Genomic DNA, 16878 nt, shown 5'->3' on the forward strand with positions numbered 1-16878 from the left:
TGGACATTCTGCAGGACTTTGCAGAGACTACGGGTTACCAAAACAATAAATAATTAATCATGGGAATCAAAAGAGTCGTAAGGGTAAGTTTTATCATTTGGGCAACGGTATTCTCGTGTGCTTTGGGCTTCACACAAACACCCATTACAGATGTAACGGTAGAATATGTAACAACTCCTTTAGGGATAGATATTGCTACACCACGATTTGGTTGGAAAATGAAAACCGACCTTAGTAAAAAAGGTCAGTCGCAATCGGCATATCAAATTATAGTTTCTGATGAATCTGGTGACACTACTTGGGATTCCGGAAAGGTAACCAGCGATATTTCTTTGGCTATTGCTTATGAAGGAGAAGCTTTGTCACCACGAACACGCTATACTTTTGTGGTACATGTTTGGGACGAGCAAGGGAAACAAAGCACCGCTACGTCATGGTTTGAAACCGGTTTGATGGACGATAACCCAAAATCCGAACAGTGGAACGGTGCACAGTGGATCGGTGGCGGAGACAACGATATGGTGTTCTATTCCCACTATTTATCGGTCTATAAGTTTGAATATACTGTACAATTGGATAAGAAATCAAAGAGCGATAAAGCATCCTTTATTTTTGGAGCCAATGATGCCCGTTTGTTGGATAAGAATAAAAATATACAAGGTATTGCAGCTACGAAAAACGAGAGTTATGTAAATTTTGAACTGGATATTAGTGCGGTAGACGGTTCTGAAAAAGGAAAAGCAAAACTTATAGTATATCGCAAAGGATATAGCAATGAAGATGATGAACATACTCCTTTTAGGTCGTATGAAATACCGTTAGATAAAATCAATGTAAAGAACAAATATGATGCACATACATTTTATACGCATTGTAATTTTGGTTTGTTCAAAGTGTATCTAAATGGAGAGGATGATGAAGATTTAATTTCTACCGATGATGTTATTTCAGCATCCCCGTTTGCACCAAAGGGCTTTAATTTAAATCCGATAGGAACAGGCAATGATTATATCACTTTCCCCATGTTGGCAGATATAGGGTTTTCCGTTAATCCATCCCAAAAAGCATCGTTTTCAAATATTGTGGTCAGGAATTTACGTGCGCCTTCCAATATAATATTTGCGGAAAATATAGATTCAAATTCTACGTACAACGGTATTTTTTCAGAAGCAATTCAACAGAACGATGCTATACGTATTAATGAAAATGCCATTGAAATTGATGGAGGCACCACCGGATATAAGGTTATTACGGACCCAAGCCAAAATGCGGCCCCCATGTTGCGAACGGAGTTCAATACCGCTGCTAAGAAAATTGCAAAGGCAAGATTATATGTTACCGCACGCGGTATTTATGAAATGTACCTAAACGGAAAACGAGTGGGTGAGGACTATTTTAATCCGGGACTTACGCAGTATAACAAAACACATTTGTACCAAACATATGATGTAACGAATATGGTTAATTCTGGTACAAACGCGCTTGGAGGTTGGCTTAGTGAAGGTTGGTGGAGTGGCAATATTACCTATCAAGGAGATTTTTGGAACTTTTTTGGAGACCGGCAGTCGTTACTTGCGCAATTGATAATATCATATGATGATGGCTCCGAACAAACCATTACAACCAATGATGAGGAGTGGGAGCTATTTACGAACGGACCAATCAAATACGGTAGCTTTTTTCAAGGCGAGGTGTATGATGCCACCAAGGAAAACTTGGTTGAAAATTGGTCAACTGCTGCATATGATACTAATGGCTGGAAAAAAGCAGTAGAAGTTCCATTGACCGGTACTATCTATACGGGTAAAGAATTAAATTTTGATGGTTTTAAATTAACGGCGCAAGTGGGTGAAAACCCTAGTGTTATTGACACCTTAAAAGCGATAGCTGTAGATGAGGTTCGTCAAGGGGTATTTGTATATGACATGGGTCAGAACATGGTGGGTTTTCCCAATATAAAACTACCAAGTGGAAGCGCTGGCGATACCATTACCATGCGTTATGCAGAAATGCGTTATCCTGATTTGGAAGAACATGGAGATGCTGTAGGCATGGTAATGATGGAGAATATTCGAGCGGCTTTAACTCATGATACCTATATTAGAAAAGGAGGATTAGAGACTATTCAGCCCCGCTTTACATTTCACGGCTATCGATATATTGAGATTACCGGAATAGACAAAGCCTTGCCATTAGAGGCTGTAAGCGGTTTGGTGGTGAGTTCTATTAAAGAAATTACATCAAACTATGAGACGTCAAATAAACTGGTCAATAAACTATGGGACAATATTACATGGTCCCTGCGCGGTAATTTCTTGTCCATACCTACCGATACACCCGCACGTAATGAGCGTATGGGGTGGAGCGGTGATATTAGTGTATTTTCTGAAGCGGCTACCTATTTGGCGAACATTGGTCCGTTCTTAGACCGACATCTACTGGCTATGCGCGATGTGCAACGCGAAGATGGTCGCTTTACGGATGTAGCACCCCTTGGCGGCGGATTTGGTGGAACCCTATGGGGAAGTGCCGGTATTATTGTAGCATGGGAAACCTACCAGCAATACGGGGATTTGGGTCTATTGGGTAGGCATTATGACGCCATGAAAGCTTATGTGGAATTTTTAAATAGTAAAATAGATTCTGAAACTGGCATATTACATGAAGGTCCGTTAGGAGATTGGCTTAGTCCCGAAGGATATAAGAATGACGATACGTTGCTGTGGGCAACTTATCATTTACGTGATATTGAAATTTTAAGTAAAACAGCTGCCTTATTGGGAAAATCAGCAGATGCGGCAACCTATCAAAAACAATACAATGAAAGAAAACAATTTTTGAACCGTACATATTTTGATACTGAAACAGGTAAAACAGTACATCTAGGCAATCAGAGTTTTAGTTTTGGACCTCCGTTGCCAAAAGATAAAATGAAGCATAAAGGTGATTTTATAGACACCCAGGCATCGTATGCAATTCCCTTAAATTTTAATGTGTTATCCAATGAACATATTCAACAGGCGACTGCCAATTTGGTAGCTTCAATTGCCCGTAGTAACGAAGACGAATTGTGGGTGCATAGGCCAAAATATTCATTAATGACCGGTTTTATTGGTACGGCATCTATAAACCATGCATTGTCCGAGAATGGGGAGCATGAAACGGCGTATAAACTTCTTCAGCAAACGACCTACCCATCTTGGTTGTATCCTGTAGTGAACGGAGCTACTACCATTTGGGAGCGATTGAACTCCTATACCGTAGAAGATGGTTTTGGCGGCAATAATAGCATGAACTCGTTTAACCATTATTCTTTTGGGGCAGTAGCCGCTTGGATGTATAATTATTCCCTTGGTATTCAACGAGACGTCAACATCCCGGGTTTTAAACATTTTGTATTGCAGCCAACCCCGGACCCTACCAAGGAAATGATGTTTGCAAAAGGATATTACGATAGTATGTACGGTCGCATTGCAAGCGAATGGCAATGGGTTGATGATGGCTGGACGTATTCGGTAACCGTACCTGCAAATACTACGGCAACGTTAAAAATAAACACTACAGAGTTGGGCAATATAACTGTAGCTGATAAGAAAATAAAAAAAGCAAAAGGAGTTTCTTTTAGTTCTCAGAACGGCAAAAATGTGGTATTGGAGCTCGTTTCTGGAACGTATAGTTTTAAGGTAAACGAATAGGTTATTATAATTAGGGTTGAATTTTTAATTCTTTTAAAAATTTAAACTGTACGCCCACTTAATTTTTCAAGCAATTCCATGACCAAAACTCCATCTTCTACCGGACATGGATTCTCTGCCTTGTTCAAGAAATAGTCTACAGTAGCTTTAATCATGGGTTCTTGCACATGTTTTGGATTTTCAAAAGCGAAGGTTTCAATTCCATTTTCAGTAGTAAGGAATACGCTGTCTCCAAAAAAGGAAAATTTGATAGTTCCTTCTGTACCATAAATGATGCATTCGTCCTTTTTGCTTTTATTGGCTACATTAAAATTCCATACACCTCTAAATTGAACCCCACTTTTAAAAGATAGTATTCCGTTTACAACTTCTTCAACTTTAGAAGTGTTTTTTGACTGTTTAGAAAAGCCGGTAGCCGCGGCTATAGGTCCGAAATAATGAATCATTAAATCGATTTGATGTGGTGCCAGATCATAAAAATATCCACCACCGGAAACCTGGGGATTTAACCGCCAGTTTTCTTCTGAAGCTGCAATTAGGTCAGCTACTTTTGGTTGTAATATTTGGATGTCTACATGGGTGATGTTTCCAATGACTTGTTCGTCTAAAAGTTCCTTTACCTTTAAAAATGCAGGTAATTTTCTACGATAGTGCGCCACGGTAAGCTTGCCGCTACTTTTGGTAACAGCATCACAAATTTGTTTTGCCTCAACAGCATCTAGTGCCATCGGTTTTTCCAGGTATACTAGTTTGCCGGCATCTAAAGCTTTTAGGGCATATTCCAAGTGGGTGGAGGGCGGTGTTGCAATGTACACGGCATCAATTTGCTCATTGTTCAAGATATCCTCGGCATCACTGCTAAAGTTGGGAACATTATGCCGTTTGGCAAAGTCTTTTGCTTTTGCTTCATCTCGTCGCATTACTATAACTAAATTTGAATGTTCAATGCGTTGAAAGGCCGGACCGCTTTTGATTTCGGCAACATCTCCACAGCCAATTATTCCCCAATTAATAAATTTCATAATGAGTTTATTATAACTTTCTTAAAACTACAAAATAACCTTGAGTTACTATTTGTGCCAATAGGATTCTTAAAATTGGAGCCATTAAATTATTTTTGATCAAAATTTAAGAATAATGGCTTCAGGTTTTTTTGCGATTTTAGATGATGTAGCGGCACTGCTAGACGATGTTGCGACAATGAGTAAGGTCGCTACCAAAAAAACGGCAGGTATCCTAGGGGATGACCTGGCGGTAAATGCTGAAAAGGCATCCGGTTTCGTGTCCAGTAGGGAAATCCCGGTACTTTGGGCCATTACTAAAGGCTCGCTATTAAATAAAATTATTATCCTGCCCATTGCGTTTTTGTTAAGTGCATTTTTACCCTGGGTCGTTACCGTAATTTTAATTCTAGGTGGCGTGTATTTGGCCTTTGAAGGCGCGGAAAAAATATATGAGTTTTTCGTTCCCCATGAACATGCCTCCAATTCTATGGAAACAAAGACCATGACCAAGGCGGAAATTTTGGAAATGGAAAAGACAAAAATAAAATCTGCCATAGTTACGGATTTTATTCTGTCCATAGAAATTGTAATTATTGCATTGGGAGCCGTTATCCAAGAACCTTTGGTTACCCAAATAGCGGTAGTTTCTTTTGTGGCCCTATTGGCTACCGTTGGTGTTTATGGAATAGTGGCGTTAATCGTAAGAATGGATGAATTTGGAACACGATTGATCAATATAAACGAGGAAGATAATAGTATATCAGATAAGATCGGTCGTTTCTTCGTCAATGCATTGCCCAAAGTAATTAAGGCCTTGTCCGTAATTGGTACGATAGCCTTATTATTGGTATCTGGAGGTATTTTTGTACACAATATAGATTTCTTCCATCACTTATTGCCCAATATACCCGGTATAATAGTGGAGTTCGGTGTTGGTTTAATAGTAGGGTTTTTGGCACTTCTTATTTTTAATGGGGTAAAGGCTTTATTTATAAAAAAATAGTTGGGTATGTCTAGCGGATTTTCTTTTGTGGCGGTACTAGGGATTGTCCCATCATAAGTTTATGGAACAAATGAGCTTGCCTTATCTACATGAAGGGGTACATAGGTCTGTATGATATAGGGGGTAATTTTACGCAACGTTTCTCCCGTTATGGGGTGCAGGCCTGGTGAGGTAAAATATTCTATTTCTTGATCTTTGTTTTTAGAGTACCATATTAAGGGCATATCGTTTTCATTAAAGAAATTGTAAGATTGGGAAACCTTTACTTTTTTAAAGCTGGTCAGCTTTACCTTATCTAATGGGATAATAGGTGTACCATAGTTAGATAATTGACCATGATCACAGGTTACGGCTATGTAGACCGAGTCTGCCCATGTCATGCATGAGGGACTTACAGACTTTATATTTCGTTGGTTCACTATCCAATTTTGATATCCAAACATTAAAAGAACCATGCCAAATGCAATACTTATGGTAATGATCAATCGCCTTTTATTGCGTACGGTAACCGGAAGCTCCTTTGCCGGTGGAGGTGCAATTTGCACATAGTCCTTAAAATTTTCATACCCTAGGTATTTGCAAAAGAGATCAATGCTATCTGCATTTGGTTTTCCATACTTTGTCTTTTTGTTCAAGTACCTATCATATGCTCTTTCCAGTGTTCTGGAACTTAAGTCGGTCTCATTGCTTATATGGTTCGATAAAGCAAATTTTGAATGTTTTGGATGCTCATTTTTGGCTTTTTTGAACACCTCGTATACAATTTCCCCAATAATTTTTTCATTCATTGCTCCAATCATAAAGAATTTAAATAGAAATTTTTAAAAAGACACCTTGTAAACCCTTGGTTTTAATGGTGTCGATAATATGTCGAAAACAAGTCGGTGCCTTGTCTGTAGCCGTAAGTTCTTCATCCCCTTACTTTGTTCCCAAGAATGATAGCCGCTATGCATTGCTAACATAGCATTTCTAGAACGTCATTCTTACGGAAATCCGTAATACGGTCATAATTCGGTCAAATTGGAAAGTAGCCGGTTCTTATCGTATTTGATTTCCACTTTCCACAAAAAACACGGAGTACTCCTATACCCTTAGGATTGGTATCAATGAATTTGGGATAACCCCAAACGGCCATTCCTATGTCAAATTTTAATGTAAAAAATCATGAAAAAAATTAGCATAGCCTTAATGGCCATAGTATGTAGTTTTTTGCTTTACTCGTGTACTACAGATTCGGTTGCGGAAATAGACGGTTTGTACAATACCCAATCTACGGAAGGGGATGATGGTGATCCACCGCCACCGCCACCACCGCCACCACCAGGTGCAAATGATGAGTAATCGTTATTAATTCATTAAATTGGGCCGTACATTGGTATGGCCCAATTTTTAGTTAAAATACACTGCATTTGAAAAGAATTTTACTTTTGATACTACTAGGTATGTGGTCCTGTTCACCTACTGTAGAAGAAGGTTTTTCCAATAATCGGCAAAGTGAGGTAAATAGGTTCTACAAGGCTTCCCTGAACAAGGAACTTTCGTTGATCGAACAAATGCAACAGATCAATAAGGCGTTTTCTTTGGTTGATATTGATAAGGCTGAATCCTACTCCAAAATTCTATATCAAAAGAATAGGCTGCACCTATTGTCACAGGAAATAGATAGCCTTAAGTATTACCACCAACTTCTGGTAGCACATGCCTTACAGCAAGAAGATTTTGCAATCCTGGGATCCCAATACTATGTAATGGCCTATTATTATGACCAAATTGCCCATCTTACAGATAGTGCCTTTGTCAATTATAACCGTTCTAAAAGTTACTATCAAAAGGTAAATGATAGTGCTTGGGTGGCTAAGAACCTATTGCATATGGGAATCATTCAAAAAAATAAAAATGATTTTTTTGGCAGTAAGGAAACCTTGACGGAAGCCATTGAATACATAAACCCTACAATGGATAGCAATACACTTGCCAGCTGTTATAACCTACTGGCCACCAACCACAGAAAATTGCTCAATTATAACGATGCTATTGATTATTATGAAAAGGCCATTACAGTAAGTAACGTGAAAATAGACCAGCTAATTTTTACAAACAACAAGGCCGTAGTATACACAGATGCTGACCAGAACGAAAAGGCGGTTTCATTGTTGAACACCTTGGTCAAAGATAGTATCCTTGCACAGCATAAAGAAGTGTACGCACGGGTACTGGATAATTTGGTATATGCAAAGTGGCGTATGGGAAGTAAGGTAAACGAGCAACATTTTTTAGAACCATTGCGTATTAGGTCCCAAATTAAAGATGATAGGGGCAAAATGGCCAGCTTTACCCATTTGGGAGAATTTTATAGTGCCATTGATGAAAATAGGGCAAGGGCCTTGTTTGATTCCGTAATACAATTATCCAAAAAACTAAAGACGCCAAGGGCGGAAAAAGAAGCATTGGCCAATATAATGGATTTGGCCCCAAACAATTTGGAGGTACGTAACCGGTATGTGTTTTTACAGGACAGTTTATATGAGCAGGAACTTAAGGTTAAAACCCAATTTGCAAAATTTAAGTATGATGATAGGGTTACCCAGGCAAGCAATCTAAGATTGGAAAAGGAGAATGCAGAACAACGTCTGCTTGCCGCACAACAGGAAAAACAAAAAATAGTAGTACTCTCCATTGGCGGTATTATTTTACTATTGGCCCTTTTTGGTATCTATTATTATGGGCAGCGCTCCAGAAAACTGGTACAGGAAAACAAAACTGCCAAATTGGAGGCTACCTATGCAACGGAGGCCGAGCTGTCCAAAAAGCTGCATGATGAATTTGGTGGAAAGCTTAATCATGCCATGCTGTTATTACAGGATACCGATAATCAAGACGCAGTCATGGATATTGTAGATGCCCTTTACAACCAGAGCAGGGATATTTCTAGGGAAATAAACGATGTGGATACCGGTATTCATTTTAAGGAAGTTTTATTTGGAATGATGGGCAATTACTGTAAGAATACCAAATTGATCATTACAGGGAGCAATGAGGTAGATTGGTCCAAAATTTCAACGCTTTCCAAGAAAACGCTGTATAAAGTGTTACAGGAACTTATGATCAATATGCACAAGCATAGCAAGGCTACATTGGTTTCCGTTTCATTTGAAAAAATGGGCAAAAAAATACAAATAGACTATGCGGACAATGGCGTAGGAGCCCCAAAAGAGGCCTTTCATGTAAAAAATGGACTATGGAATACGGAAAAGCGTATTCATGCCATTGATGGAACTATTATTTTTGATTCTGAAGAAGGGCGTGGCTTTGAAGCGCGACTGGTATTACCGAATTAAAAACAATGTAATGATGTTCAATAAAATACTGATTGCCGAAGATTTTCAAGATACCAATAAAGGGATTGTCAATGCACTGCAATCTAGATTGGAAATTGAAAACATTCAAGAGGAATTATATTGCGATAAGGCTTTTAACAGGTTTAAATTGGCTTATGATAGTGGTATACCCTTTAAATTGCTGATAACCGACTTGACCTTTAAGGAAAGCCATGTGGAACGTAGATTAACATCTGGCATGGAATTAATTGCGGCGGTACGCGCCGTGGACGAAAGTATAAAGGTAATCGTGAATTCCATGATAGATAATCCAGCGGAAATAAATAGGTTGTTCAAAGACCTTAAAATAAATGGTTATGTCTGCAAAGGGCGTAATAGTTTAAATGAATTGGTCTATGCCATACAGGAAGTTTATCAAAATAGAACCTATGTTTCTCCTCAACTAAACCTCAATACGGCCAGCAGTGTTTTTGAGATGGATAGGTATGACCTTATTATACTCAAGGATTTGGCAGATGGCTATACCAAAAGGGAAATTTCAGCCAGATTGAAACAGCAACAAATATCGCCCAATAGCGAAAGTACGATAGACAAAAAAGTAAGTAAACTTTTTGATGAATTTGGTGCCAAGAACACGCACCATCTTATCGCAAAATTAATCAAGCAAGGGAAACTGTAGCATATCGATTAAATCATATTTGAATATTTTATTGAGCAATTTCAAACTTCAAGTACACAGGCAGATGGTCAGAAAGTTTACGTGCGCGCTCCAAATTTTCACATGTACGAACAAAATCAATGACCCCACTTTCTGTTTTAGCAAGACTCGTGGAATGGAAAATATTATCTATAGGATGATTGCGGTATTCAAACTCATTACAAACTCTTTTCAAAGTTGTCTTTTCATTGGTTACGGCAGGGTTAAAACCTAAGGATTTTAAATTGGTGAAAATTTTGTGTGATTCGTTTACGTTGAAATCTCCCGCAATGATCATGTTAGAAGCTGTATTGATGGATAAATATTGGGTCATTGCCATAATCTCGGCTTCAGGGTTTTTATGATGGGGCCTGGAGTGAAAGTTTAAAAGGGTTAGTTTCTGGCCAAGTACATAAAAGTCCAATAAAAAAGGTTCCCTGTCAACCGTCGTTTCCAATTCCTTGATAAGTTTTCCCCGGTTCTTGATTTTAATATGTTTGGTTTTCCAGATAAAGGCATAGCGCTCAGTAGTATTTTTAGGAATTTTAGTGGGGTTGCTAATGACATAGTCCCACTGCGCCCCTTTACGGTTCAACAGGTCCGCCAACTTTGCTACCGCTTGGGCACCGCCATAACCAGAAACCACTTCTTGTAAGGCTACGATATCGGCATCTCTAACCAGTTCAGCAATTTGTTCCAATTCCTCACTATTTTTTGTTTTTCCAAAATCCTGAATGTTCCATGAAATTAAGTGAATTTCCTTTTGCTGAGAAAAGGTAAACAATGTAAAAAATAAGAATAGAGTTAAAAATAACGTTTTATGCACATCATTGGTTTTGGTTGAGTGCAAAGCTATGTAAAGTGATGTAATTGAAATTACGTATTTCTGTATTTAAAGAAAGGTTTGGTCCTTTAGTTAAAGTGCAGATGGTAAGCAACTACCCATGAACGAAAAAAGCTCTCAATTTCTTGAGAGCTTCTTGCGGTCTGGACGGGACTCGAACCCGCGACCCCCTGCGTGACAGGCAGGTATTCTAACCAACTGAACTACCAGACCGTGGCGTTTAGCGAGTGCAAATATATGTTGTTTATTGTATTGCGCAAACATTTTATGAAAATATTTTTCATGCTATAGAAATTTATTTCGCTCTACCAAGAAGGTGTTCAGTACGGTAGAGAAATCACTTTGTACATCCACATCCACATATTTTATTTTGTATTGTGCGCATTTGGTCTTAATATCAGCGATATAGCTGTTGATTTTTTTATGGTATGCATCCTTTATATTGTCCGCATAGAGGTCCAAATGTTCTCCGGTCTCAACATCTATAAAGCGTTTTGGGGTGTTTTCAAAATCAAAAAATATTTCATGTTTTTTATTCATAGGATGAAAAAGGACCACATCATGCTTGTTGTACTTTAAATGCCTTAGTGCTTCAAACAGGGCATCATCATCTTTTTCCGTTTGGAACATATCCGTAAATAAAAAAATGAGGCTTCTTCGTTTTATATTCTCTGCTATTTGATGCAGGTAAGTATAGGTTTTCGTTTCCTTTGGGGCTGCTGTGGCATTCCCTATAGTGTTAAGTTGGGCCAGCAACATTTGAAAATGGCGCTCACTACCCTTTTCCGGAGCATAGTAGCTATAGGTGTCCGCATAAACACTTAGGCCTACGGCATCTCGCTGTCTTTTTAATACGTTCATAAGCGCTGCAATGGCCACAACACTAAACCCAATCTTATTAAGCGACCCAAGCTGTAAACGATCAACTTTAGGATAGTACATTGAGGCAGAATTGTCCAGTATCATATGACACCTAAGATTGGTCTCCTCCTCATAGCGCTTGGTATAAAGCTTATCTGTTTTTGCAAAAAGTTTCCAATCTATATGTTTGGTGCTCTCCCCATTATTATAGATTTTATGCTCGGCAAACTCTGCCGAAAACCCATGGAACGGACTTCTGTGTATACCACTTATAAAGCCTTCTACCACTTGGTTGGCCAATAGTTCCAGATTGGGGAACAAGGAAGACTTGTTTAATTCTGATTGTACGTTCACAGGAATAAAGATACTAAAGACGGTACAACTTCACGTTTTCCTTTATACCGAAAATTGAATAAAATAAAAAAGAGCCTACAATTGTGGGCTCTTTTTTATTTTTTGATCTATAAGGTTTAAAGACTACAAAAGTGCATCAATTGCATCTGTATATACTTTTTTTGGAGATACGCCTACTTGTCTACTAACGATCTCACCGCCTTTAAATACCAATACCGTTGGTATGTTACGTACACCGTACTTTGCGGCAAACTCTTGGTTGGCATCTACATCTACCTTACCTACAACAGCTTTTCCTTCATATTCACTACTAACTTCGTCAATAATAGGACCTACCATTCTACAAGGACCACACCATGCTGCCCAAAAATCCACTACTACCGGTTTATCGCTTTTTAAAACTACCTCGTCAAAAGTAGCATCTGTTATTTCTAATGCCATGTTATATGCTTTTATTGATTATGCAAATTTAGTCAATTATTTAACTGATTCCTTACGGATGAACAATTCGTTTTACCTATTAAGGTATCAAGCTAATTTATTTGGCTTTTACGCTATTTTGGCCTTTATTTTTTCTTGTTTTTTACATTTAAAGAGCATTGAACCCTTTATTTATGATTTTAATTTAATTTATAATGCACCCCGCTACTGTCCAAGCTATGCAGAAGCTCACTTGAAATCTGCACTTTTTGTTTTCGGCTAATTAAATTGACCTTGATTTTTTCTTCCATTTCATACACGACGAAATTAATAGGATGCTCCCCTTTATGGTTGACCAAGGTATCTTTTAGCTCCAGGACCTTTTCTTCTTGTAATTCTGCAATATTCAATTTAATGGTAAGTTTGCGGGCATAGGTCTCCATGACCTCCTGTAACATCATAAAACTGTTGAATTGCATTCTGGGATCGCCTTTTTTACCGGTTTCCTTGTTGGTCCACCCTTCTCTCACAAACAATTTGACGTAGGCAAAAGAATTGATCATTAGAAAATGCCTGAATTTAAGGTACTCTTCGCCAAAAATCCTGAATTCAAAAGAATCCATATAATCTTCCATTGTAAACGCCGCCCATCCTTTACCGTTTTTGGATACCCTGTGCTGTACATCCGTAATTACCCCTGCAAAAGTAAGTTCCCTGTTCACATAGGAGGGCAGGTCACTGGCACATGCAATATTGGCATTGCAGAATGCTTTTATTTCAGTCTTGAAATCATCTAGCGGGTGACCGGATATATAAATACCCACTACCTCTTTTTCCCTCCGTAATTTTTCCATAGTGCCCCATTCCTCGCATGGTGGCACGGTAGGTTCTGGTATTTGTACTTCACTAGCATCGCCAAATAAACTTACTTGTGCGGAATTTTCGTTTTCCTGAAATTTTGCACCGTATTTAATGACCTTTTCCAAGAAGGTAATACCGTCACCATCATCATGAAAATATTGCGCCCTATGGGTGGTTCCAAAAGAATCGAACCCACCTGCGACCGCTAAATTTTCAAATGCTTTTTTGTTTGCGGCGCGGAGGTCTATACGCTTGGTAAGGTCAAATACGGACTTGTACGGCCCATCCTTTTCACGGTTCTTGACAATGGTCTCTACCGCACCACGCCCAACTCCTTTTACGGCACCCATACCAAAACGAACTGCACCGGCGTCGTTCACCGCAAATTTGTAATAGGATTCATTGACATCCGGCCCAAGTACGTCCAAGCCCATACGTTTACATTCTTCCATAAAGAACGTTACCTGCTTAATGTCGTTCATGTTGTTGCTCAATACCGCGGCCATATATTCGGCAGGGTAGTGGGCCTTGCAATAGGCAGTCTGGTAGGCGATCCATGCATAACAGGTGGAGTGCGATTTGTTGAAGGCATAGGCGGCAAATGCTTCCCAGTCTTTCCAAATTTTCTCCAGTTTGTCCACGGCATGTCCTTTAGCGGAAGCCTGTTCAATGAACTTGGGCTTCATCTTATCTAGTACGTGCTTTTGCTTTTTACCCATAGCCTTACGCAGAACATCGGCCTCACCTTTGGTAAAATCGGCCAATTTTTGCGAAAGGAGCATCACTTGCTCTTGGTAGACCGTAATTCCATAGGTCTCCGCAAGATATTCCTCACAGGCGTCCAAATCGTACACAATTTCTTCGGTACCGTGTTTACGAGCAATGAAACTGGGTATATATTCCATTGGACCTGGGCGGTACAGGGCGTTCATGGCAATTAGATCGGCAAAGACCGTAGGTTTTAACGAACGCATGTGCTTTTGCATTCCGGGGGATTCATATTGGAAAACCCCAACCGTTTCCCCTCGTTGAAAGAGCTCGTACGTTTTTTCGTCGTCCAACGGAAAATTCTCCGGGTCTAGCTCAATACCATGTTTCGCCTTTACGATTTTAACGGTATCCTTGATCAAGGTCAAGGTCTTTAATCCCAAGAAATCCATCTTTAATAATCCTGCGCTCTCAACAACGGAGTTATCGAACTGGGTACAGTACATATCAGAATCCTTGGCAAGTGCCACAGGTACGAACTTGGTAATGTCATCTGGCGTAATAATCACCCCGCATGCATGAATACCGGTATTACGTACGGAACCTTCTAGAATATAGGCCTGGTTTAGGGTTTCGGATTCTAATCCGTCCCCTTCGGAAATGTTAAGAAGTTCGTTTATCTTTTCAAGTTCTTCACTGTTGAACTTGCTCCGTAACACTTTTTCATCGACCCCAATGATCTTTTTTAATTTGGACATGTTGGGAATCAACTTTGCCATACGGTCCGCATCGCCCAAAGGTAAATCCAATGCCCTGGCCGTATCCCTGATAGAGGATTTGGCGGCCATGGTACCGTAGGTGATAATCTGTGCCACCTGGTTGGAGCCATATTTTTCAATAACATAGTCCATAACGCGGCTACGGCCCTCATCATCAAAGTCTATATCAATATCGGGCATACTTACACGATCCGGATTCAGGAAACGCTCAAAAAGTAGGTCGTACTTAATGGGGTCTAAATTCGTAATCCATAAACAATATGCAACGGCGGAACCTGCTGCCGATCCACGACCCGGACCAACAGATACGTCCATACTACGTGCGGCCCTAATGAAATCCTCAACGATCAAAAAGTAACCCGGGTACCCCGTTTTTTCAATTACCTTAAGCTCAAAATCAAGTCTTTCGTCAATCTCTGGAGTAATTTCGCCATACCTTTTTTTGGCCCCTTCATAAGTAATGTGGCGCAGGTATTTGTTTTCGCCACGTTTACCGCCATCCAGTTTATCCTCCTCGAACTGAAATTCCTCTGGGATATCAAAAGCTGGCAACAATACATCCCGCGCCAGGGTAAAGGTCTCTACCTTGTCCACAATTTCTTGGATATTGATGATAGCCTCAGGAATATCCTTGAACAGCTCTTTCATTTCATCCGAAGACTTGAAATAATATTCTTGATTGGGCAAGCCATACCTGTAGCCACGTCCGCGGCCTATTGGGGTAGCCTGTTTTTCACCATCCTTTACACATAATAGAATATCATGTGCATGCGCATTTTCCTTTGCGGCATAGTAGGTGTTGTTCGTAGCAACCAATTTTACATTGTGCTTCTTGGAAAATTGGATCAACACTTGATTAACCCGATCTTCATCTTCCTGACCGTGGCGCATGATCTCTATATAAAGGTCATCGCCAAATGTTTCTTTCCACCAAAGTAAAGCTTCTTCCGCTTGGTTTTCACCAACGTTCAAAATTTTACTGGGAACCTCACCGTATAGGTTGCCGGTCAATACAATTACATCTTCCTTATATTGTTCTACTATTTTTTTGTCGATTCGTGGCACGTAATATTTACCGTCCACAAAGGCAATGGAAGACATTTTTGCCAAATTAAGATATCCCTTCTTGCTCTTGGCAAGCATGACGATCTGGTAGCCATTGTCTTTTTGCGATTTGTTGGTATGGTCTTCGCACACCTGAAACTCACAACCTATGATCGGGGTAATTTCCAGTTCCGGTTCCGGTAATTCGTTCAAGGGTTCCTGACCTTCTTCCAGTGTTCCGTTTAGGGTAGCTTCATACCTTTTTAAATTAGCCTCGTTTCTCGTTACCACCCCTTTATTATGGTTGATCACACCGTTCACAAAATGGAACGCCCCCATCATATTGGCATGATCGGTCATGGCCACTGCAGGCATTTTTGCTTTTGCCGTATTTGCGATCAAATCTGGAATACTGGTGGTAGATTGTAATATTGAAAATTGGGTGTGGTTATGCAAGTGTGCAAAATTGGCCGACTCTAATGTTGCCAGATTTTCCTTGATTTCTTCTTGGGAAACCCCACCTGTATCCTTTTCCCAAAGTGCATCGGCTATTTTTTTTGATGCTTTTTTTAGATTGATGTGTTTAAGGCCTATAAGTTGTATTTCTTGTGGATTGGCCTCGTTGAAATTCTTGAAATAGTCTGGCTGAACATCTAGTTGCTCGGCAGTATATTGATGCTTTCGGATAAGTTCCAAAAAGCAACGTGTAGTCGCTTCAACATCGGCGGTAGCATTATGCGCTTCGCCAAATGGTTCGCCAAACAAATACTGGTGCAGTTCCGTAAGCGTTGGTAATTTGAATTTACCACCACGACCGCCGGGAATCTGACAAAGCTGTGCAGTGTGCTCCGTACAGGTGTCCAAAACCGGAAGCTCCTGTAATGGGTTTTCAACCCCCATACGGTGAAACTCCGCTCCCATAATATTTACATCAAAGCCAACATTTTGTCCAACGATAAACTTTGTTTTGGACATGGCAATATTGAACTTCTCCAACACTTCTGCCAAGGAGACACCTTGCTGTTCCGCCAGCTCGGTAGAAATACCGTGTATTTGCTCCGCATCATAGGGAATATTGAAACCGTCCGGGCGTACCAAATAATCTTGATGTTCAATGCAATTGCCCATGTCGTCATGCAACTGCCAAGCTATCTGTATACAACGCGGCCAATTGTCAGTATCGGTAATAGGGGCATTCCAGTTTTTGGGAAGACCGGTGGTTTCAGTGTCAAAAATGAGGTACATAGCTAATTTTCTGTATGTTCAATAG

The 16878-nt window shown here is 39.8% G+C and carries 11 protein-coding genes and 1 tRNA gene; 5 read left to right on the top strand and 7 right to left on the bottom strand.

Annotated elements, in window-relative coordinates; all coding sequences use genetic code 11:
* The first annotated feature begins 59 nt into the window (after positions 1-59).
* Positions 60-3695, top strand: a complete 3636-nt coding sequence (locus tag JM81_RS13900; protein ID WP_144804325.1) for an alpha-L-rhamnosidase — start codon at positions 60-62, stop codon at positions 3693-3695.
* 41 nt (positions 3696-3736) lie between these two features.
* Here the strand turns inward: JM81_RS13900 and JM81_RS13905 are convergent, their stop codons facing one another.
* Positions 3737-4717 (bottom strand): Gfo/Idh/MocA family protein, encoded by a 981-nt coding sequence (locus JM81_RS13905; RefSeq protein WP_144804327.1) that lies wholly within the window; start codon positions 4715-4717, stop codon positions 3737-3739.
* Between the two features lie 115 nt (positions 4718-4832).
* Here JM81_RS13905 and JM81_RS13910 point away from each other — a divergent pair, with 115 nt between their 5' ends.
* Positions 4833-5702, top strand: a complete 870-nt coding sequence (locus JM81_RS13910; protein WP_144804329.1) for a DUF808 domain-containing protein — start codon at positions 4833-4835, stop codon at positions 5700-5702.
* Between the two features lie 59 nt (positions 5703-5761).
* Here the strand turns inward: JM81_RS13910 and JM81_RS13915 are convergent, their stop codons facing one another.
* Positions 5762-6490, bottom strand: coding sequence for a hypothetical protein (locus JM81_RS13915; RefSeq protein ID WP_144804331.1), 729 nt, complete (start codon positions 6488-6490; stop codon positions 5762-5764).
* Positions 6491-6866: 376 nt separating this feature from the next.
* Here JM81_RS13915 and JM81_RS18465 point away from each other — a divergent pair, with 376 nt between their 5' ends.
* From JM81_RS18465 to JM81_RS13925, 3 genes are all read left to right on the top strand, one after another.
* Positions 6867-7043 (top strand): hypothetical protein, encoded by a 177-nt coding sequence (locus tag JM81_RS18465; RefSeq protein ID WP_186435579.1) that lies wholly within the window; start codon positions 6867-6869, stop codon positions 7041-7043.
* A gap of 68 nt (positions 7044-7111) precedes the next feature.
* A complete protein-coding gene (locus JM81_RS13920; RefSeq protein ID WP_144804332.1) occupies positions 7112-9040 on the top strand; it encodes an ATP-binding protein in 1929 nt (642 codons plus the stop codon).
* Positions 9041-9050: 10 nt separating this feature from the next.
* On the top strand, positions 9051-9719 hold the full coding sequence (locus tag JM81_RS13925) for a DNA-binding response regulator (protein WP_245838752.1): 669 nt from the start codon (positions 9051-9053) through the stop codon (positions 9717-9719).
* A gap of 28 nt (positions 9720-9747) precedes the next feature.
* On the opposite strand, the gene JM81_RS13930 is transcribed toward JM81_RS13925, so the two are convergent.
* The 5 genes from JM81_RS13930 to dnaE all read right to left on the bottom strand — a co-directional run bounded on the left by JM81_RS13930 (position 9748) and on the right by dnaE (position 16853).
* Complete coding sequence (locus JM81_RS13930) at positions 9748-10563, bottom strand: endonuclease/exonuclease/phosphatase family protein (RefSeq protein ID WP_144804334.1); 816 nt, start codon at positions 10561-10563, stop codon at positions 9748-9750.
* 157 nt (positions 10564-10720) lie between these two features.
* Positions 10721-10794: transfer RNA gene (locus JM81_RS13935), tRNA-Asp, on the bottom strand.
* A 72-nt stretch (positions 10795-10866) separates the two neighbouring features.
* Positions 10867-11796 carry a DUF58 domain-containing protein gene (locus JM81_RS13940; RefSeq protein ID WP_144804336.1) on the bottom strand — a complete coding sequence of 310 codons (930 nt, stop codon included), beginning with the start codon at positions 11794-11796 and terminating at the stop codon, positions 10867-10869.
* A 123-nt stretch (positions 11797-11919) separates the two neighbouring features.
* Positions 11920-12237: a thioredoxin gene (gene trxA, locus JM81_RS13945; RefSeq protein WP_089259085.1), complete on the bottom strand. Its 318-nt coding sequence runs from the start codon at positions 12235-12237 to the stop codon at positions 11920-11922.
* 179 nt (positions 12238-12416) lie between these two features.
* Positions 12417-16853 (bottom strand): DNA polymerase III subunit alpha, encoded by a 4437-nt coding sequence (gene dnaE / locus JM81_RS13950; RefSeq protein ID WP_144804338.1) that lies wholly within the window; start codon positions 16851-16853, stop codon positions 12417-12419.
* Positions 16854-16878: the final 25 nt, after the last annotated feature.

The sequence above is a fragment of the Maribacter sp. MAR_2009_72 genome, assembly GCF_007827235.1.
GTDB classification, from domain to species: domain Bacteria; phylum Bacteroidota; class Bacteroidia; order Flavobacteriales; family Flavobacteriaceae; genus Maribacter; species Maribacter sedimenticola.

Coding starts and splice junctions, on each gene's coding strand:
- JM81_RS13900 (WP_144804325.1), top strand. CDS start 60: ATGGGAATCAAAAGAGTCGTAAGGGTAAGTTTTATCATTTGGGCAACG.
- JM81_RS13905 (WP_144804327.1), bottom strand. CDS start 4,717: ATGAAATTTATTAATTGGGGAATAATTGGCTGTGGAGATGTTGCCGAA.
- JM81_RS13910 (WP_144804329.1), top strand. CDS start 4,833: ATGGCTTCAGGTTTTTTTGCGATTTTAGATGATGTAGCGGCACTGCTA.
- JM81_RS13915 (WP_144804331.1), bottom strand. CDS start 6,490: ATGAATGAAAAAATTATTGGGGAAATTGTATACGAGGTGTTCAAAAAA.
- JM81_RS18465 (WP_186435579.1), top strand. CDS start 6,867: ATGAAAAAAATTAGCATAGCCTTAATGGCCATAGTATGTAGTTTTTTG.
- JM81_RS13925 (WP_245838752.1), top strand. CDS start 9,051: ATGATGTTCAATAAAATACTGATTGCCGAAGATTTTCAAGATACCAAT.
- trxA (WP_089259085.1), bottom strand. CDS start 12,237: ATGGCATTAGAAATAACAGATGCTACTTTTGACGAGGTAGTTTTAAAA.
- dnaE (WP_144804338.1), bottom strand. CDS start 16,853: ATGTACCTCATTTTTGACACTGAAACCACCGGTCTTCCCAAAAACTGG.